The organism is Pantoea wallisii (assembly GCF_002095485.1).
Taxonomy (GTDB): domain Bacteria; phylum Pseudomonadota; class Gammaproteobacteria; order Enterobacterales; family Enterobacteriaceae; genus Pantoea; species Pantoea wallisii.
Map to the genome: position 1 here is coordinate 38,694 of NZ_MLFS01000024.1, position 18,840 is coordinate 57,533.

Here is an 18,840-nt window from a genome sequence, read left to right on the forward strand (position 1 = left end):
AGATAGAGAGAGTGCAGAAAGGATAATACAAAGCGTGGAGAAAAAGCGAAAACCGTGGCAGCAATCTGCCGCCACGGCCTGTCACCTTACAGCAGTTCGGCGATCATCTTCTCAAGTTTACCCTGGTCGATGGCGAAGTTGCGGATGCCTTCCGCCAGCTTGGTCACCGCCATAGGATCCTGGTTGTGCTGCCACAGGAACTCAGCTTCGGTCATTTTCGCCGGACGCGCTTTCACGTCACCGGTGTAGCTCAGCTTACGCTCAACCGCACCTTCGCTCTCCGCCAGCTCTTTCAGCAGGTTTGGCGAAATTGTCAGACGGTCGCAACCGGCCAGCTCGATGATCTCACCGACGTTACGGAAGCTGGCGCCCATCACCACGGTTTCGTAACCGTGCTGCTTGTAGTAGTTGTAAATTTCAGAAACCGACACCACACCTGGATCTTCGTGCGCAGCATACTCTTTCTTATCGGTATTCTGCTTGTACCAGTCGAGGATACGGCCAACGAACGGTGAAATCAGGAACACGCCGGCTTCGGCACAGGCACGCGCCTGCGCAAAGGAGAACAGCAGCGTCAGGTTACAGTTGATGCCCTCTTTCTCCAGCTGCTCTGCCGCACGGATGCCCTGCCAGGTAGATGCCAGCTTGATCAGGATACGGTCATTGCTGATGCCCGCATCGTTGTACAGTTTGATCAGGCTGCGTGCCTTGGCGATGCTCGCTTCGGTGTCGTAAGAGAGACGCGCATCCACTTCAGTGGAGATACGGCCCGGGATCAGCTTAAGAATTTCCAGACCAATGTTGACGGCCAGCTTGTCAGAAACCAGCGCCAGCTGCTCTTCTTTATTGCTGCTCTGCTGACGCGCCCAGGTAATGGCTTCATCTATCAGCTTGCGGTATTCAGGAATTTGAGCGGCATTGAGGATCAAAGAAGGGTTCGTGGTGGCGTCCTGCGGCTGATAGAGTTTCATCGCTGCGATATCACCGGTGTCGGCGACCACGGTAGTCAGCTGACGCAAGGAAGTAAGTTTGTCCGTCATGGTTCTCTTTTCTCTTAGGTTGACTGTCAGGGTATAAAAGGCTGTTGCGATAATATCACGCAAGCTAAGCGGCGCAACACCATGGAGTGCCCTTTACGATAGCGCTAACAAATGGAAGCGATTTGCCGATCCGTCGCGCTTTTTTGCTACACTCGGCGCAACAATTTTCCCTTTAATCCCCTGATAAAAGAGCGGGTCAACGAGGACGTAAACGATGCTGATGGTTATCTCGCCAGCGAAGACACTGGACTATGAAAGCCCGCTGGCGACACAACGTTTCACCCAACCGGCGCTGTTAGAAAAATCACACCAATTAATCGACGTTGCGCGCGATCTCTCACCGGCACAGATCGCTTCTCTGATGAGTATCAGCGATAAGCTGGCCCATCTGAACGCCGAACGCTTTAACCAGTGGCAGCCGCCCTTCACGCCTGATAACGCACGTCAGGCGATTCTGGCGTTTAAAGGGGATGTCTATACCGGCCTGCAGGCAGAGACCTTCAGCGAAGCGGATTTCGACTTTGCTCAGCAGCATCTGCGCATGTTTTCCGGCCTTTACGGCCTGCTGCGCCCGCTCGATTTAATGCAGCCGTATCGCTTAGAGATGGGGATCAAGCTGACTAATCCGGCAGGCAAAGATCTCTACAGCTTCTGGGGCGATCTGCTCACAGAGAAGCTGAACGAGGCGCTGGCGGACCAGGGTGATGACGTGCTGATTAACCTGGCCTCTGATGAGTATTTCAAAGCAATTAAGCCGAAGCAGTTACAGGGGCAGTTGATTAAACCGGTGTTCCTCGACGAGAAGAACGGCAAGTTTAAGGTGATCAGCTTCTACGCCAAGCGCGCGCGCGGGTTGATGAGCCGCTACATCATTCAAAATCGTCTGCGTAAACCGGAGCAGCTGAAGGCGTTTGATGTCGATGGCTATTTTTTTGCTGCTGATGAAAGCAAAGGCAATGAACTGGTGTTTAAGCGTCACGAGCAGTGATTTACCCGGGTCGCCATAAATGGCGACCCGGGTATCATGCACCCTAATCCATACAGGCGTGGTGCGCACCTTGCGAATTTACTTCAGCAAGAACTTACGCAGCTCGGCGAAATCCGCTTTAAAACTGTGCGACAGCAGCGGCAGATCCGCCCGATCGGCCAGCTCCTGCGGCAGCGGCAGCGTCTGCCCCAAAATCTCCTCCACGCTCTCTTTAAACTTGGCCGGATGCGCCGTACCCAGGAACAGACCGTACTCGCCCTCCTGCAGATTATCGCGCAGCAGACGGTAGGCAATCGCCGCGTGCGGCTCAGAGATATAACCGATCTCCGCCAGCTCGCGCATGGTCAACTTCGTGGTCTCATCGGACACCGCACCGTAAGCCAGATCGGTCAGGCGCCAGGTTTTACGGCGGAACAGCTCCTCAACGCGCGGCCAGTTGTTAGGCTGGCTCACATCCATCGCATTCGACAGCGTAGCCACCGTGGCATTTGGCTGCCATTCGCCATTACCAAGGAAGCGTGGCACGGTGTCGTTGGCATTGGTGGCGGCGATAAAGCGCTTGATCGGCAGACCGAGCGATTTCGCCAGCAGGCCGGCGGTCAGATCGCCAAAGTTGCCGCTGGGCACCGACACCACCAGCTGATTGCGCTTCTCCTGCGGTAACTGCGCGACGGCCTCGAAGTAGTAGCAGATCTGCGCCAGCAGGCGGCTGATGTTAATGGAGTTCGCAGAGTTGAGGCCAATCGCCCTCTTCAGCTCTTCATCATCAAACGCCTGTTTCACCAGCGCCTGGCAGGCATCGAAGTCACCGTCAATCGCGATGGTTTCAATATTCCCGCCCAGCGTACAGAACAGCTTCTCCTGCAGCGGACTGATTTTGCCCTGCGGATAGAGGATCACCACGCGCACGTTCTCCATCCCGTAGAACGCATGCGCCACTGCCGCACCGGTGTCGCCGGAGGTCGCGGTCAGGATGGTGATCTGCTCATCTGCACCGGACACGTAAGAGAGCATCTGCGCCATAAAGCGGCCGCCAAAATCTTTAAACGCCAGCGTCGGGCCGTGGAACAGCTCAAGGCACGCGACATCATTGCTCACCTGGGTGACCGGCGCCGGGAAAGCAAAGGCATTTTTAACGCGCTCCGCCAGCTGATGCGCAGCAATCTCATCACCGATATAGGCAGAGAGAATTTTGCTGCTGCGGCTGACAAAATCCATCTCCAGCATCGCATCAATATCGGTCAGTTCGAATTCCGGCAGCTCCAGCGGGAAAAACAGCCCCTGCTGTGAACCGAGGCCCTGTTTCACGGCCTGCGAAAAGCTCACCTGCTCGTTGTGATCCTTAAGGTTGTAGAGTTTCATGCGTTATCCCAATTTACGTGCGCCAGCCGTATCAAGACGGCAGATATGGACGAAGCCTTCATCGTTCTGCAGATAGTGCTGGCTCAACCAGCCTGCCATCCGCTGTGCCGTTGCCATCTCGTTGCAAACGGCGAAAAGTGTCGGGCCGGAGCCCGAAATGCCGCAGGCCAGTGCGCCAATATCGGCCGCCGCTTTGCGCGCATCGGCAAAGCCTGGCAGCAGTTTGGTGCGATACGGCTCCGCAACAACATCCTGCATAAGTTTAGCCGCCAGCGCAGGCTGACGGGTGTGGCAGGCGTGAATAAAGCCCGCCAGCAGACGACCATGTTTGATCACATCCTGCTTGCGATACTGTGCCGGCAGAATGGCACGCGCTTCGGCAGTTGAGACTTTAATGCCCGGATAGGCCATCACCCACAGCCAGTCATCAAAGCACGGGACCTCCTGGCTGATGATGCCGTTCTCCTCAATCATCAGCTGCACGCCGCCAAGGAAGCAGGGTGCCACGTTGTCATAGTGCACGCTGCCTGAAATGCGCCCTTCCAGCTCGCCCATCAGCGCCAGCAGTTCCGTATCACTCAGCGGTTTGCCGCAGAATTCGTTCATGGCCATCAAACCTGCCACCACAGAACAGGCGCTGGAGCCGAGGCCGGAGCCAATCGGCATGTTTTTCTCCAGCGTCATGGCAACCGGTACCTGCTTACCGATGGCCTGACAGAAGCGCTCCCAGCACTGGTAAACAATGTTCTCTTTAGGCTCAGCCGGCAGTTTACTGACGAAGCGCCCCTTATTGACCAGGCTAAAGCTGTCAGCCGCTTCCACAGACACGCAATCACCCAACAGCGTGCCATCCACCGGCGAAACCGCCGCGCCCAGCACATCAAAGCCGACGCTGACGTTACCTATTGAGGCCGGTGCATAAATTTTTACCATCATTAAACTCCCAACTTCCACGACAGCGTGCGCAGCAGGTCGGCAAATACGCCGGCTGCAGTGACATCATTTCCGGCGCCATACCCGCGCAGAACCAGCGGGATTGGCTGATAATAGCGGCTGTAAAACGCCAGCGCGTTCTCACCGTTTTTCACTTTGTACAGCGGATCGTTGCCGTCCACCGCATCGATCTTCACTTTACACGCGCCGCCCTCTTCAATCGCGCCGACGAAGCGTAACACTTTACCCTCATCACGGGCTTTGGCAACGCGCGCGGCGAAGGCGTTGTCCAGCTCCGGCAGGCGCGCCATAAACGCGTCAACCTCAGCGATCGCCGTCAGGCTGTCTGGCAGCAGCGGTTCGATTTCGATGTCGCTCAGCTCCAGCTGATGCCCGGCCTCACGTGCCAGGATCAGCAGCTTACGCGCCACGTCTGTGCCGGAGAGATCGTCACGCGGGTCCGGCTCTGTAAAGCCCAGTTCACGCGCCATTTTCGTCGCGTCTGACAGCGAAACGCCCTCATCCAGCTTGCCAAAAATAAATGACAGCGAACCGGAGAGAATGCCGGAGAACTTAATCAGCTCATCGCCGGCGTTCAGCAGGTTTTGCAGGTTCTCAATCACCGGCAGGCCGGCGCCAACGTTGGTGTCATACAGGAACTTGCGGCGTGATTTTGCCGCCGCCGCACGCATCTGCTGGTAGTAGTTCCACGATGAGGTGTTGGCCTTTTTGTTTGGCGTTACCACGTGGAACCCCTCGGCGAGGAAGTCAGCGTACTGATCGGCCACCGCCTGGCTGGAGGTGCAGTCAACAATTACCGGGTTCAGCAGGTGATACTCCTTCACCAGACGGATCAGGCGCCCCAGATTGAACGGCTCTTTGGCTTCGCTCAGCTCAGCTTTCCAGTTGCTGAGATCGATCCCGTGCACGTTAGTTAACAGCGCACGCGAGTTGGCGATACCGCACACGCGCAAATCAATATGTTTGCCTTTCAGCCACGCCTGCTGACGATAGAGCTGGTCGAGCAGTGCGCCGCCAACGCCGCCAACGCCCACCACAAACACTTCGATAACCTGATCGGTCGCGAACAGCATCTGGTGCACCACGCGTACGCCGGTGGTGACGTCATCGTTGCTAACCACCACTGAGATAGAGCGCTCGGAGGAGCCCTGCGCGATAGCCACAATGTTGATATTGGCGCGTGCCAGCGCCGAGAAGAATTTGGCGGAGATGCCGCGCAGCGTGCGCATGCCATCACCGACCACCGAGATGATGGCCAGCTGCTCCAGCACGTCCAGCGGATCGAGCAGGCCATCTTTCAGCTCAAGGTAGAATTCATCCTCCAGCACCCGACGCGCACGCGCCTGCTCGTTCTGCGGTACACAGAAACTGATGCTGTATTCAGAAGAGGATTGGGTGATCAGCACCACGGAGATGCCGGTGCGCGACATCGCCGCAAACACGCGTGCCGCCATCCCGACCATACCTTTCATGCCGGGTCCGGACACGTTGAACATGGCCATGTTGTTAAGGTTGGTGATGCCTTTTACCGGACTCTCATCCTGATCGACTTCGCCGCCAATCAGCGTGCCAGGCGCCTGCGGATTGGCGGTGTTTTTGATTAAGCAGGGGATCTGGAACTGCGCAATCGGCGCGATGGTACGCGGGTGCAGCACTTTGGCGCCGAAGTAGGAGAGCTCCATCGCCTCCTGATACGACATCGACTTCAGCAGACGCGCATCCGGCACCTGACGCGGATCGCAGGTGTAAACGCCGTCAACGTCCGTCCAGATTTCACAGCAGTCAGCGCGTAAGCAAGCTGCCAGCACCGCCGCGGAGTAGTCGGAGCCGTTACGGCCCAGCACCACCAGTTCGCCCTTCTCATTGCCGGCGGTAAAGCCGGCCATCAGGATCATATGGTCGCCAGGGATTTGGCTGGCGGCAATGCGGCGGGTGGATTCAGCAATATCCACGGTGGATTCGAGGTAGTGGCCAATAGCCAGCAGTTTTTCCACCGGATCAATCACCGTGACTTTATGGCCGCGCGCCTGAAGTAACGCCTCCATAATGGCAATCGAGAGCTTCTCACCACGGCAGATGATGGCGGCATTCACCGCATCCGGACACTGCCCCAGTAAGCTGATTCCGTGTAACACCTGTTTCAGCTGCGCAAACTCCAGCGCAACCCGGGTTTTTAACCCCTCGTAATCGAAACCAGGCTGTACATCCGCCAGGCCCTGTAACAGTTCGGCAAAAATACGTTCGGCATCGCTGATATTTGGCAGAGCATCCTGGCCACTGATGGTTTTTTCAATCATCGCCACCAGGTGATTGGTAATTTTTGCTGGTGCAGAGAGCACAGTGGCAACTTGTCCCTGTTGCGCATTACTTTCCAGAATATCCGCCACGCGGAGAAAACGTTCCGCATTGGCGACTGAGGTTCCGCCGAATTTCAGCACTCGCATAGTTAAAGCTCTCCTGAATTTTTGCCGAAAAAAAAGCCCGCACTGTTTAGGTGCGGGCTTCTTTTTTGTTTTTCCTGTATGCGTCAGCCCGCACCGTTACCTGTGGTAATGGTGGTGGTAATAATAATTGTGGTGTTCAGGCTGTGATTACGCATTGAGGTTTTCTGTCTGTCTTTGTCTTGTCCGTCTGCCTTTCAGAAGTAAAGCAAAGCGCACGTTAAGTCAACGAATTTGTCTTTACCTTCAAGCCATGCCGCTGCGCAGTGCTGCGCCTTCGCCGGTAAATGGCATCGCGATCGTTTGGTCTGGTGCGATGATGCCCGATCACGCACTGCAAACTCAGGATTTATCCGAGCAATTATCTATAAGTTTTTTTTCTACGTCGTGCAGCAAACGGTGCAGCATCGCGCTATCGCGCTGCTCCAGCAGACCGATACGCTGATCAATCCAGTCGGCCATCTTCGTATCGTCACTGACCTCCAGCGTTACCAGCAGCTGGTGAAAACGTTGACGCAACGCCTGCAGCTGATGCTGATTCGCCACCTCAGCCGGCGCAGCAGCCACCTGGTTGAGCGCCGAAAGCTGATAGCAGTAAACCATTACCGCCTGACCCAGATTCAGAGACGGGTAATCACTGGCCATCGGAATGCCGGTCAGCAGATCCACCTGCTCCAGCTCTTCATTGGTCAGACCGCTATCTTCGCGCCCAAATACCAGCGCAATGCGGCTGAGCCACTGGCGCTTCTCCTGCAGAATGGTCTCAACCTGGCCAGGCGTGGCGTAATAGCGGAATCGCGCGCGGCTGCGGGCGGTTGTCGCCACAGAGAAATCCACGTCTGCCAGCGCCTCGCTTAGCGTGGCATAGGTTTTTACGTTATCAAGAATCTCACCGGCACCGTGCGCCACACGCCGCGCTGCCGGATCCTGCCAGGCATCGCTGGCGACGATTCGCATCTCGCTAAACCCCATGGTTTTCATGGCGCGCGCAGCCGCACCGATATTTTCCGGACGGGCCGGTGAGACAAGGATCAGGGGGAAATGCATGATTTTTCCATCGAACAGTTAACAACTGGCACTATGTTGGCATGGGCCAAAGAAAATACCAACCGCATGGGCAAGAGAAAATAAGATGTTAAGGATGTTAAAAGAGGATAAAAGTTATGGGGAGCATCAATTGCGTGATATAAGCAAAATTTCCCCGCTTAATTAATATAAATGCATTGTTTTTCAAAATATTGAAATACTATTTTCTGCAGCTTTAACTTTTAACGTTATGCAGCTTAAATGTAGCGAAAATGCTGCTTTTTGTGAGCTAACCTTGCATTCCAGTAGAAGTTTTTCATAAAAGTGTTAACGTGCTACACTTGCATTTGATATAAGTCAACGAAGCGTTGTTTTTATGCTTATCGGTTGTTGTTGGTGCTGTTAGGTTGCTGTTAATACGGTTAGGATAAGCGCCAGTCCGATACCCACGGGGCACGCAAATATTCATCCTGACTGGCTGAGCTAACACTGAAGTTGACGTAGATGGATGGTGTATTCCGAAGATCATTTCGTACACCGGTTGCGAACGGCACGCTGTTCCAGGTAACAGTGACGGCAACCGCCGTACGCCCTGTTTTCGATTTGTTGGCAAATTTTAGGTAGCGAAACATGCAGACCCCGCACATTCTTATCGTTGAAGACGAACTGGTCACGCGTAACACCCTCAAAAGTATTTTTGAAGCAGAAGGTTACGTGGTCTATGAAGCCACCGACGGTGCTGAAATGCACCAGGTTCTGACGGAAAATGACGTCAATCTGGTGATCATGGACATCAACCTGCCAGGTAAAAACGGTTTGCTGCTGGCGCGCGAATTGCGCGAACAGGCAAACGTCGCGCTGATGTTCCTGACCGGTCGTGATAATGAAGTGGATAAAATTCTCGGTCTGGAGATCGGCGCCGATGATTACATCACCAAACCGTTTAACCCACGTGAGCTGACGATTCGTGCGCGCAACCTGCTGTCGCGTACCATGAATCTGGCGATGCCAAGCGAAGAGCGCCGTCAGGTTGAGAGCTATCGCTTTAACGGCTGGGAGCTGGACATTAACAGTCGTTCGCTGATTAGCCCGAATGGCGATCAGTACAAGCTGCCGCGCAGTGAGTTCCGCGCCATGCTGCACTTCTGCGAAAACCCGGGAAAAATTCAGACGCGTGCAGATTTGCTGAAGAAGATGACCGGTCGCGAGCTGAAGCCGCATGACCGTACCGTCGATGTCACCATTCGCCGCATCCGTAAGCACTTTGAATCGACGCCGGATACGCCGGAGATCATCGCCACTATCCACGGCGAAGGTTACCGCTTCTGCGGTGAGCTACAGGATTAAGCCTCCCGCCGCAAGAAAAAACGCCCGTCAGGGCGTTTTTTTATGGCTCAGTGCCACGGCATAATCGGTACTGCGCTCAGCGCGTTCTTGGGCGAACCGTCTACTACCTTATCTGAATAGCTCAGATAGACCAGCGCGTTACGCCTCTGGTCAAAAAAGCGCACCACCTGCAACTTCTTAAACACCAGCGACGTGCGCTTGCGGAACACAACTTCACCCTGCGCCTTGCCTTGTGCGATTTTATCGCTAAGCTCTACCGGTCCAACCTGCTGGCAGGAGATGGCGGCGTCCGAAGTGTCTTCTGCCAGACCGAGCCCGCCCTTGATGCCACCGGTTTTTGCCCGGCTGATATAACAGGTTACATTTTTAACATCGGGGTCATCGAAAGCCTCTACCACGATCTTATGATCGGGGCCGAATATCTTGAACACCGTATCTACCGAGCCAATCTCCTCGGCCAGAGCCGTATTGCTGACCAGATAAGTTGCCAACGTGACTATAAGAATGCGCGCTATTGTCATTGAGTTACCATTGCAAACGGAATAGATGTGAATGTAATGTACTGTCAATCGTAACAAGAACCAAACTTATCGGGTTATTACCCGCCTTGATTTAGCACAGTCGATTAACAAACCGCCCCACGCTTTTGTGCATTTCGTGCTAATATTCGGCGACTTCATCGTTGCGTCACCAGAGAGTTATGAGGATGTTTTATGGACCAAGCCGGTATCATTCGCGATTTGCTTGTCTGGCTGGAGAGCCATCTGGATCAACCCCTTTCACTCGATAACGTCGCACTGAAAGCGGGCTACTCCAAGTGGCACCTGCAGCGAATGTTCAAGGAAGTGACTGGCCATGCCATCGGTGCGTACATCCGCGCCCGCCGGCTGTCAAAAGCCGCGGTTGCCCTGCGTCTGACCAGCCGTCCCATCCTCGACATCGCCCTGCAGTATCGCTTCGATTCTCAGCAGACCTTTACCCGCGCGTTTAAAAAGCAGTTCAATCAAACGCCAGCCTGGTACCGTCGCTCTTCGGAGTGGAATTCGTTCGGCATTCGTCCGCCGATTCGCCTTGACGATCATCACATCCCGCAAGCCAGTTTTGTCACCCTGCCGGAAACGGTGCTGGTAGGACAAACGCAGAGTTACACCTGTACGCTGGAGCAGATCTCCAGCTATCGCGACGAGATGCGTCTCCATTTCTGGAAGCAGTTCCTGCTGGAAACCGACACCGTGCCGCCGGTGCTGTACGGCCTGCATCAGGTCCGCGCCAGCCATGAGAAGGATGATGAGCAGGAGATTCTGTATACCACGGCTGTCCCGGCCGATCAGCAGGCACTGAGTATGCAGTCGAACCAGCGCGTGATTCTGGAAGCCGGCGATTACGTCCAGTTCAGTTACGAAGGGCCACGCAGTGCGTTACAGGATTTCATCCTGCTGCTGTACGGTACCTGCATGCCGACGCTGGGTCTGGTGCGCCGTCAGGGCCAGGATATCGAGCGGTTCTATACACACGGTGGCAAAAAGCGCAGTGAGCCGCCGACGGAAATTCGCTGTGAATACCTGATCCCGATTCGCCCGCAGCAGTAACGGGTCTCGCTGGTGGTCGCCATGAATGGCGACCCGACACCTGTTGCCGGGTACGCGTCAATCACAGGGTGCGCATGAACGCACACTGCGCCAACATCCGGCTGCACATGCGCACCAACACGCGGTCACTCCGTAGGGTGCGCATTCATGCGCACCGCGCTAAACCTTAACGCTGCAGCTCATCCAGGGCTGGCGCATCCAGATGCGACACGTCGCCCGCCGTTTCAACTACCCACCCCGCGGCCAGCCAGGCACTCTGCTGATGATCCACGCGTGAGATCGAGCAGTTGCGCAGGCGCAGGCGCCGCTCGGCATGCGCCGGTAAACCGAGAATGGTACTCACCAGAGAACCCAGCGCCATACCGTGGCTGACAATCAGCGGGCGGCTGCCGGCGGGCAGCTCAAGGCAGGCATTCAGCGCGTCATGCATACGCGCCGCCATCTCTGCCATTGACTCCCCGCCGGGAATACGCCCGTCTTCGGTACCGTCCACCAGCGTTTTGCGCCAGCGCTCCTCTTCGGGCGTCAGGCCATCCAGCGGACGCTGTTCCAGACACCCCATATTGAGCTCCCGCAGGCGCGCATCAAGCGTCACCGTGCAGCCGCAGGCGTCAGCGATAATCTCTGCGGTCTGGCGCGTGCGCCCCAAATCGCTGGCAATCACGTGGGTAATGCCCAGCGATTTAACGCGTTCACCCACCTGGCGGGCCTGCTGTTCACCTTTCTCCGTCAGCGGACTGTCGGACTGCCCCTGAATGCGTCGGGCCGCATTCCAAACCGTTTCACCGTGACGAACAAGATAGACCTGTAACATGCGTAGTTTCCGTTATACTGCGACAAATTTGTCTTGAGGGTTCAAACAATTATGTACCATGTTGTCGCAGCCACCACCAATCCGGCAAAAATCCGCGCGATTGCGCAGGCGTTCAACGACGTATTCGGCGAAAGATCCTGCCATATTGAGGGGGTCGAGGTCGAGAGTGGCGTCGCCGCACAGCCGTTAAGCGATGTTGAAACGCGAACTGGCGCACGCCAGCGTGTGGTCAATGCGCGCAGCGCGCGTCCGCAGGCCGATTTCTGGGTTGCAATCGAAGCGGGGATTGAGGGGGACAGCGCATTTGCATGGATGGTGATTGAAAATACGCAGCAGCGCGGTGAATCGCGCTCCGCCAGCTTTACCCTGCCGCCGGTGGTTATGTCGGGACTGGCCGCCGGTCACGAACTGGGCGAGGAGATGGCCCGTTTGACAGGGGTTGAGAACATCAAGCACAAAGGCGGCGCGATTGGGGCGTTCACCCACGGCCTGCTGACCCGCTCCAGCGTTTATCATCAGGCGCTCATCCTGGCGCTGTGCCCGTTCACGCATCCGCTCTATCAGCAGTAATCAGTTGCGCCCAAGGCGCATCTCCAGCCAGCGCTTCAGCTCAGGCGGCGCCTCTTTCAGGCTGTTAGAACCGCGCGTGATGGTGGCAATACCTACGCCCAGCTCACTCTTCAGCTCACGCTGGCTGATATCACCGTTAATCAGGGCTTCAATAATGCGCAGGCGCGTGCCAAACGATTCGCGCTCGTCAGGCGTCATCATCAGCTGCAGAAGCGGCAGCGCAACGTCATCGGCGAAGGCGTTTTGCATCAGTTCGATAAATCGCAGCCAGTTATCTTGCTCTGACTGGGAAGAAAGGGGTTGGCTCATGAAGGCTTCCGTACTCATTAACGAGTACGGAAGCATAGCACAGTCAGTAACTGCGATTCCACTCGCCATCGTCCAGAATCTTATCCGGCTTACCCATGAAGTAGCGGTAATAAGCATCGTAGGCCAGCACGTTCTTCACATAGCCACGCGTCTCAGAGAACGGGATGGTTTCGATAAACGCCACCGCATCCAGCTTGCCGCCGCTGGTGTTCTGCCAGCTGCGAACCCGGCCCGGACCGGCGTTGTAGGCCGCTGACGAGAAGATACGGTTCTGCCCAAACTGCTGATAGACATACTCCAGATACTGCGTACCAATCTGAATATTGGTTTGCGGATCCAGCAGCTGGCTGCTGTTCACATAGCCGGGAATGTTATACATCTTCACGGTATGCGTAGCGGTGCCGGGCATAACCTGCATTAAACCACTGGCCCCCACCGGAGAGCGCGCTTTTGGATTCCAGGCGCTCTCCTGCCGCGAGATCGCCATTGCATAGCTCGGTGAGATCCCCTTATCACGCGTGTATTGCTGATAGAGATTTTGCCACGCCAGCGGGAAACGCTCTTTCAGGCTGTCCCACATTTTCGCGGTAATGGTGGCCTGCACGCTGAGATCCCACCAATCCTGTTCGTTGGCGTAGCGCGCCAGCATCTGCTGCTGACTGCGGGTTTTGCTGGAGATCAGATTGGCCCACTCGCTACGCGCCAGGTTATCCAGCCCCCAGTACATCAGCTCGCGCACCCGCGCCATCTCTGGCCCCTGCACTACGCTGCTATCCGCCGCCGGCGCTTTATCCACCTGCAACGGATACTCCACGCCTAAACGCTGCGCGGCCACCATGGGATAGAAACCGCGCTGCTGCATAAGCTTACGCAGAATCTCATCCGCCTCATCTTTACGCCCCTGCGCGATCAGCAGGTCAGCCTGCCAGTACTGCCACTCATCTTTCTCTTTGGCTTCCACAGGCAAACGGGCGATCCAGGTATTCAGCCCGCGGCGGTCATTTTCGCTCAGCGCCAGGCGTACGCGGCGCTCCACCAGCGCGGTGGATTCGCTGTTCATCACCACCGCATCGCGCCAGCGCGCCTGCTCAGAGGTCAGATCCGCGCCCATCATGCGCCACACAACCGTCTCTTTCAGATCCTGCTCTTCGGCTGCGCTCATCTTCTGCGCCTGTACCAGCTGCGGGATCATCATGCGCGCGTTGTCCATATCCTGCCGCGCCACGCGGGCGAAGGCATAGCTGGTCGCCATGCGGGTAAAGTCGGTCGGACCGAGCGTGCTGGCAAATGTGGTGACGGTTTGCGGATTCTGCTGCAGGGCGATCAGCGCACTGGCGGTGGTCTGATAATCCGCCGGCAGCATCTTCGCCAGGTAGTTGACCAGGCTATCGTTACCCGCCTTCATCGCCAGACGGATACGCTCAAGAATGGTAATGGGTGAGAGCTGGCCAGACGCTTGCCATACCGAGAACAGCTTATCGCAATCGTTCGAGAGCGCCGTGCCGCGCAGCCAGATCTCCTTCGCACCGGCAAAGGCCGCCTGCTGCTGGCCGGTGGCCCACTTCGCGTAGTACCAGTTACAGCGCGCCTGCACCGGTTTAGGCTCCTCCGGACTAAAGCTCAGAATGCCCTGCCAGTCCTGACGATGCGCCAGCACATTCACAAAGCGCGTCTGCAACGATCGTGCAGGCGGCAGCGTGGGATACTGCTGAATAAAGTTTTTAACCGCCAGCCCGGTCTCCTGATCGAGATCCTGCGCCAGCAGACGGTATTGCAGATAAGGATAGAGCGGATAATCCTGCAGGGTCGGCATCAGCTGCGCGACCTGATCCATCTGTTTATTGTCCCAGGCTTGCTTGATCTGCGCATAGCGCTCTCGTTGCTGATCCAGCGAGTCGGCCCATACGCTGCCGGCCGTACTGACCAGACACATCCCTATCATCCAGTTACGCCACTTCTCCACTCCGCTCTCCTCTCTGCTGCGATCCGGCGTATGCCGGACTTCATTCATGCTAACCAGGCCAGGCGTCTCTTGCCATGTTCTTCACAAAATTTACGCAGCGCACTGCCATTGCACAGGAAATGCGCCGTCGTTGTGCATTAATTCATCAGAAAAACTTATCGCTAAACCAATAGCTGCATGAATTCATTCAGTTACAAAAATGGCATGCGCTTTGCTCTGTTGCATTCCATCTTGTATACCAGCTGGAATTCACTATGGCATCGACCTTTGGTTACACGCTTCAGGATTGGCAACGTCAGGCGCAGCAGGCGCCGCAGCAGCTTTCTCAGCGGCTGGCCGCACACCTTGACGCTATCGATAAGCAGGACAACGCCTGGCTCTACCTCGCCACACCGGCTCAGCTTGAGGCCCAGCTCGAACCGCTGCTGGCTGACTACCTGCGCCATCCGGCCGCGCTGCCGCTGTTTGGTGTCCCCTTTGCGGTGAAGGACAACATCGATGTGGCGGGCTGGCCCACTACGGCCGCCTGCCCGGCCCTGACCTATACCGCCGCCGCCGATGCCTGGGTTGTCGCACAGCTGAAAGCTGCGGGCGCCATTGTGATCGGCAAAACCAACCTCGACCAGTATGCCACCGGCCTGGTCGGCACGCGCTCGCCGTACGGTGCGGTGAGCAACACGTTTAATCCGGCGTACGTCAGCGGCGGTTCCAGCTCCGGTTCCGCCTCGGTGCTGGCGCGCGGGCTGGTAGGGTTTTCATTAGGTACCGATACGGCCGGTTCCGGGCGCGTGCCTGCGGGCTTCAATAACATCGTCGGGCTGAAGCCGACCAAAGGCTGGTTTTCCGCCAGCGGGGTGGTACCGGCCTGCCGTCTGAATGACACCATCTCTGTGTTCGCCCTGACCGTAGAGGACGCGTTCGCGGTGGCCACGGCTGCCGGGGGCTATGACGCCGGCGATGCGTACTCCCGCCAGCACCCACAAAACGTCCCGGCCCGTTTCCACGCGCAGCCTACTTTCGCGATACCCGCCGCAGCGCAATTTTTTGCCGATCGGCAGGCTGAAGCCGCCTGGCTGCAGGCGCTGGCGCAGCTGGAAGCCGCAGGTGCCACGCTCTGCCCCATCGATTTCACCCCGTTCCACCAGCTGGCGGAACAGCTCTACTCCGGCCCGTGGGTCGCTGAACGCACCGTCGCGGTCGGAGAGATGATTAACCGCCCGGAGGAGATGGACCCGGTGGTCTATGGCATCGTCAGCAGCGGCCTGAAATACAGCGCGACAGAGGCGTACCAGGCGGAGTACCTGCGCGCCGACCTTACACGCCAGATTCAGCAGACGCTGGCACAGTTTGATGCGCTGGTCGTGCCGACCTCACCCACCATTCATACGCTGGCTGAGATGCAACAGGAGCCGGTGCGCTACAACTCGCAGTTCGGCACCTACACCAACTTCACTAACCTGGCTGACCTCAGTGCGCTGGCGCTGCCAGGGCCATTCCGTGCGGATGGTCTGCCGGCCGGCATTACCTTGATCGCACCTGCCTGGCACGACCGTGCGCTGGCAGACTTCGGTATGCGCTGGCAGCAGCAGCTGGCGCTGCCGCTCGGAGCCACCGGCAAACCGCAGCCCGCGCAGCACGCCGCGCTGCCACCCTCGCCCGATCACGTGCGCGTGGCGGTCGTCGGTGCGCACCTCACCGGCATGCCGCTGAACGCCCAGCTGACGTCACGTAAGGCGGTGCTGGTTGAAGAGACGCAAACCGCCCGCCACTACCGCCTGTTCGCCCTGACAGAGGGTGCAATCAAAAAACCGGGACTGCTGCGCGATGCCAGCGGCGCTGCCATCACCGTTGAGCTGTGGGATATCCCGCTGGCGCGCTTTGGTGAATTTGTTGCGGAGATCCCTGCGCCGCTCGGCATCGGGTCGCTGACGCTGGCAGATGGCCGGATCGTGAAAGGCTTTATCTGTGAACCGGCCGCGCTGACGCAGGCGCTGGAGATCACTGAATTTGGCGGCTGGCGCAACTGGCTGGCCACTCAGGGGAGTAAATAACCATGTTCAGCACCGTTCTGATTGCCAACCGCGGTGAAATTGCCTGCCGCGCGATTCGTACCCTGAAGCGCCTCGGCGTCACCAGCGTGGCGGTTTACTCTGATGCAGACCGTAACGCGCGCCACGTGAAAGAGGCTGATATCGCCATCGCCCTTGGAGGTGACAAAGCCAGCGACAGCTATCTGCGTATCGACAAAATCCTCGCGGCGGCAAAGGAGAGTGGCGCGCAGGCGATCTGGCCTGGCTACGGCTTCCTGTCCGAGAGCCTGCCGTTCGCGGCCGCCTGTGAAGCGGCGGGCACAGTTTTCATTGGCCCGACGGCGCAGCAGATCGGCGAGTTCGGTCTGAAACACCGCGCGCGGGAGCTGGCCGCCAGCGCAGGCGTACCGATGACGCCGGGCACGCCGCTGCTGAACAGCCTGGACGCCGCCTTAGAGGCCGCGCGTGAGATTGGCTACCCGGTGATGCTGAAAAGCACGGCGGGCGGCGGCGGCATTGGTTTAACCCGCTGCGCCGATGATGACGCGCTGCGCCACGCGTGGGAGAGCGTGCGCCGGCTCGGCGAGCAGTTCTTTAGCGATGCCGGCGTGTTCCTGGAGCGCTGCATCGATCGCGCGCGCCACGTCGAAGTGCAGATTTTTGGCGACGGTAACGGCAAGGTGGTCGCCCTGGGCGAGCGCGACTGTTCGCTGCAGCGCCGCAACCAAAAAGTAGTGGAAGAGACGCCCGCCCCGGCGCTGCCGCAGGCGACACGTGAAGCGCTGCTGGCCTCGGCGGTACGCCTGGGAGAGTTAGTCAACTACCGCAGCGCTGGCACCGTGGAGTACATCTACGATGCCGCACAGGATGCGTTCTACTTCCTTGAAGTGAATACGCGCCTGCAGGTGGAGCATCCGGTCACCGAATGTGTGACCGGGCTCGATCTGGTGGAGTGCATGCTGCAGGTTGCCGCCGGTGATGCTATCGACTGGGCCCGGCTACAGCAGGCACCGCAGGGGGCATCGATTGAGGTGCGGATCTACGCCGAAGATCCCCTGAAAAACTTCCAGCCCTCCCCCGGCGTGCTCACCAGCGTCAGCTTCCCGGAGAGTGTGCGCGTAGACAGCGGCGCGGAGGTTTCGGCGTTCTACGATCCCATGATCGCCAAAGTGATTGTTCACGCCGATACGCGTGCTGCGGCGCTGACCAAACTTCAGCAGGCGCTGGAGGCGACGCAGCTGCACGGTATCGCCACTAACCTTGACTACCTTCGCCAGGTTGTTGCCACAGAAGCCTTCCGCAGCGGCCATGTCTGGACGCGCTTCCTGGATAGCTTTACGCCTGCCGCCAGCGTGGTCGAAGTACTGCAACCCGGCACATTCAGCAGCATTCAGGATTTTCCCGGCCGCCTCGGCTACTGGGATATCGGCGTGCCGCCATCCGGCCCGATGGACGATTTCGCCTTCCGGCTGGCTAACCGTATTGTCGGTAACCACGAACGTGCGGCAGGCCTCGAGTTTACTCTGCAGGGGCCAGCGCTACGCTTCCACAGCGACGCGCTGATCGCGCTGACCGGCGCAGATTGCCCGGCCGACCTTGATGGCGAAAGCGTACCTTACTGGCAGCCGGTGAGCGTGAGCGCAGGACAAACCCTGACTTTAGGCCGGGCGCAAAACGGCTGCCGCACCTATTTAGCCGTGCGGAACGGTTTTGACGTGCCGGAGTATCTTGGCAGCCGCGCCACCTTTTCGCTCGGCCAGTTTGGTGGCCATGCCGGCCGTACGCTGCGCGTTGCCGATATGCTGCCGATCTCCCAGCCGGCGCTCGCCGCCTGCACCACACCGGCGCCGGTCAGCGAACCGCAGCCGCTGGATCGCGCGCTGGTACCGCAGTATGGCAGCGAGTGGCGTATTGGCGTGCTGTATGGCCCGCACGGCGCCCCGGACTTTTTCACCCAATCCGCCATTGATGAATTCTTCAGCAGCGACTGGCAGGTGCACTACAACTCTAACCGTCTTGGCGTGCGCCTGGTCGGGCCCAAACCTACGTGGACGCGCGCCAACGGTGGCGAAGCCGGGCTGCACCCCTCAAACGTACACGACTGCGAATACGCGATGGGTGCCGTGAACTTCACCGGCGATTTCCCGGTGATCCTGACGCACGATGGCCCAAGCCTGGGCGGATTCGTCTGCCCGGTAACCATCGCCAAAGCCGAGCTGTGGAAAGTGGGCCAGGTGAAGCCGGGCGATCGTATCCGCTTCCACCCAATCAGTGCTGACGAAGCCGTGGCGCTGGAGAGAGCCCAGGCGCTCAGCATCACCACCCTGCGCAGTCATCATGCGCCGGCGTTTGCCGTGCCCTCTCTGGCGGAAAGCGCCATCGGCTCGGCCACGCTGCTGGCGGCGCG

Annotated in this window: 16 protein-coding genes and 1 other annotated feature; of the genes, 6 read left to right on the forward strand and 10 right to left on the reverse strand. The window is 57.9% G+C overall.

All coding sequences use genetic code 11. From position 1 onward, the window contains the following. Positions 1 to 86: 86 nt before the first annotated feature. Complete coding sequence (tal, locus tag HA48_RS10595; RefSeq protein ID WP_128601285.1) at positions 87 to 1,040, reverse strand: transaldolase; 954 nt, start codon at positions 1,038 to 1,040, stop codon at positions 87 to 89. A 214-nt stretch (positions 1,041 to 1,254) separates the two neighbouring features. On the opposite strand from tal, the gene yaaA reads away from it, so the two are divergent. Next, positions 1,255 to 2,028: a peroxide stress protein YaaA gene (yaaA, locus tag HA48_RS10600; RefSeq protein WP_128601286.1), complete on the forward strand. Its 774-nt coding sequence runs from the start codon at positions 1,255 to 1,257 to the stop codon at positions 2,026 to 2,028. 78 nt (positions 2,029 to 2,106) lie between these two features. Here yaaA and thrC read toward each other — a convergent pair whose 3' ends face one another. The 5 genes from thrC to HA48_RS10625 all read right to left on the reverse strand — a co-directional run bounded on the left by thrC (position 2,107) and on the right by HA48_RS10625 (position 7,832). After that, positions 2,107 to 3,390, reverse strand: coding sequence for a threonine synthase (gene thrC / locus HA48_RS10605; protein WP_128601287.1), 1,284 nt, complete (start codon positions 3,388 to 3,390; stop codon positions 2,107 to 2,109). Between the two features lie 3 nt (positions 3,391 to 3,393). Further along, a complete protein-coding gene (gene thrB / locus HA48_RS10610; RefSeq protein WP_128601288.1) occupies positions 3,394 to 4,323 on the reverse strand; it encodes a homoserine kinase in 930 nt (309 codons plus the stop codon). Positions 4,324 to 4,325: 2 nt separating this feature from the next. Then, positions 4,326 to 6,788, reverse strand: a complete 2,463-nt coding sequence (gene thrA / locus HA48_RS10615; protein ID WP_128601289.1) for a bifunctional aspartate kinase/homoserine dehydrogenase I — start codon at positions 6,786 to 6,788, stop codon at positions 4,326 to 4,328. A 26-nt stretch (positions 6,789 to 6,814) separates the two neighbouring features. After that, positions 6,815 to 6,936 (reverse strand) — a sequence feature (Thr leader region). Then, entirely contained in the window at positions 6,872 to 6,943 is a 72-nt protein-coding gene (gene thrL / locus HA48_RS10620) for a thr operon leader peptide (RefSeq protein WP_128601299.1), read from the reverse strand. Its footprint overlaps the feature before it by 65 nt. 184 nt (positions 6,944 to 7,127) lie before the next feature. Next, positions 7,128 to 7,832 (reverse strand): tRNA/rRNA methyltransferase, encoded by a 705-nt coding sequence (locus tag HA48_RS10625; protein ID WP_128601290.1) that lies wholly within the window; start codon positions 7,830 to 7,832, stop codon positions 7,128 to 7,130. Between the two features lie 609 nt (positions 7,833 to 8,441). Between HA48_RS10625 and arcA the strand changes: the two genes are divergently transcribed. Then, positions 8,442 to 9,158: a two-component system response regulator ArcA gene (arcA, locus tag HA48_RS10630; RefSeq protein ID WP_128601291.1), complete on the forward strand. Its 717-nt coding sequence runs from the start codon at positions 8,442 to 8,444 to the stop codon at positions 9,156 to 9,158. A gap of 47 nt (positions 9,159 to 9,205) precedes the next feature. Here the strand turns inward: arcA and creA are convergent, their stop codons facing one another. Beyond that, positions 9,206 to 9,679, reverse strand: a complete 474-nt coding sequence (creA, locus tag HA48_RS10635) for a protein CreA (protein WP_128601292.1) — start codon at positions 9,677 to 9,679, stop codon at positions 9,206 to 9,208. 192 nt (positions 9,680 to 9,871) lie between these two features. Here creA and robA point away from each other — a divergent pair, with 192 nt between their 5' ends. Next, on the forward strand, positions 9,872 to 10,747 hold the full coding sequence (robA, locus tag HA48_RS10640; protein ID WP_128601293.1) for an MDR efflux pump AcrAB transcriptional activator RobA: 876 nt from the start codon (positions 9,872 to 9,874) through the stop codon (positions 10,745 to 10,747). Positions 10,748 to 10,913: 166 nt separating this feature from the next. Here the strand turns inward: robA and gpmB are convergent, their stop codons facing one another. Continuing rightward, on the reverse strand, positions 10,914 to 11,561 hold the full coding sequence (gene gpmB, locus HA48_RS10645) for a 2,3-diphosphoglycerate-dependent phosphoglycerate mutase GpmB (protein ID WP_128601294.1): 648 nt from the start codon (positions 11,559 to 11,561) through the stop codon (positions 10,914 to 10,916). A gap of 51 nt (positions 11,562 to 11,612) precedes the next feature. Here gpmB and yjjX point away from each other — a divergent pair, with 51 nt between their 5' ends. Next, positions 11,613 to 12,131, forward strand: coding sequence for an inosine/xanthosine triphosphatase (gene yjjX, locus HA48_RS10650; RefSeq protein ID WP_128601295.1), 519 nt, complete (start codon positions 11,613 to 11,615; stop codon positions 12,129 to 12,131). On the opposite strand, the gene trpR is transcribed toward yjjX, so the two are convergent. Next, positions 12,132 to 12,440 (reverse strand): trp operon repressor, encoded by a 309-nt coding sequence (gene trpR, locus HA48_RS10655; RefSeq protein ID WP_128601296.1) that lies wholly within the window; start codon positions 12,438 to 12,440, stop codon positions 12,132 to 12,134. A 43-nt stretch (positions 12,441 to 12,483) separates the two neighbouring features. Continuing rightward, positions 12,484 to 14,403, reverse strand: a complete 1,920-nt coding sequence (gene sltY, locus HA48_RS10660) for a murein transglycosylase (RefSeq protein ID WP_128601300.1) — start codon at positions 14,401 to 14,403, stop codon at positions 12,484 to 12,486. Positions 14,404 to 14,657: 254 nt separating this feature from the next. On the opposite strand from sltY, the gene atzF reads away from it, so the two are divergent. Both atzF and uca read left to right on the forward strand, forming a co-directional pair. Further along, positions 14,658 to 16,454 carry an allophanate hydrolase gene (atzF, locus tag HA48_RS10665; protein WP_128601297.1) on the forward strand — a complete coding sequence of 599 codons (1,797 nt, stop codon included), beginning with the start codon at positions 14,658 to 14,660 and terminating at the stop codon, positions 16,452 to 16,454. 2 nt (positions 16,455 to 16,456) lie between these two features. Beyond that, the coding region (uca, locus tag HA48_RS10670) for an urea carboxylase (RefSeq protein ID WP_128601298.1) at positions 16,457 to 18,840 on the forward strand (2,384 nt) is incomplete at its 3' end.

Coding starts and splice junctions, on each gene's coding strand:
- tal (WP_128601285.1), bottom strand. CDS start 1,040: ATGACGGACAAACTTACTTCCTTGCGTCAGCTGACTACCGTGGTCGCC.
- yaaA (WP_128601286.1), top strand. CDS start 1,255: ATGCTGATGGTTATCTCGCCAGCGAAGACACTGGACTATGAAAGCCCG.
- thrC (WP_128601287.1), bottom strand. CDS start 3,390: ATGAAACTCTACAACCTTAAGGATCACAACGAGCAGGTGAGCTTTTCG.
- thrB (WP_128601288.1), bottom strand. CDS start 4,323: ATGGTAAAAATTTATGCACCGGCCTCAATAGGTAACGTCAGCGTCGGC.
- thrA (WP_128601289.1), bottom strand. CDS start 6,788: ATGCGAGTGCTGAAATTCGGCGGAACCTCAGTCGCCAATGCGGAACGT.
- HA48_RS10625 (WP_128601290.1), bottom strand. CDS start 7,832: ATGCATTTCCCCCTGATCCTTGTCTCACCGGCCCGTCCGGAAAATATC.
- arcA (WP_128601291.1), top strand. CDS start 8,442: ATGCAGACCCCGCACATTCTTATCGTTGAAGACGAACTGGTCACGCGT.
- creA (WP_128601292.1), bottom strand. CDS start 9,679: ATGACAATAGCGCGCATTCTTATAGTCACGTTGGCAACTTATCTGGTC.
- robA (WP_128601293.1), top strand. CDS start 9,872: ATGGACCAAGCCGGTATCATTCGCGATTTGCTTGTCTGGCTGGAGAGC.
- gpmB (WP_128601294.1), bottom strand. CDS start 11,561: ATGTTACAGGTCTATCTTGTTCGTCACGGTGAAACGGTTTGGAATGCG.
- yjjX (WP_128601295.1), top strand. CDS start 11,613: ATGTACCATGTTGTCGCAGCCACCACCAATCCGGCAAAAATCCGCGCG.
- trpR (WP_128601296.1), bottom strand. CDS start 12,440: ATGAGCCAACCCCTTTCTTCCCAGTCAGAGCAAGATAACTGGCTGCGA.
- atzF (WP_128601297.1), top strand. CDS start 14,658: ATGGCATCGACCTTTGGTTACACGCTTCAGGATTGGCAACGTCAGGCG.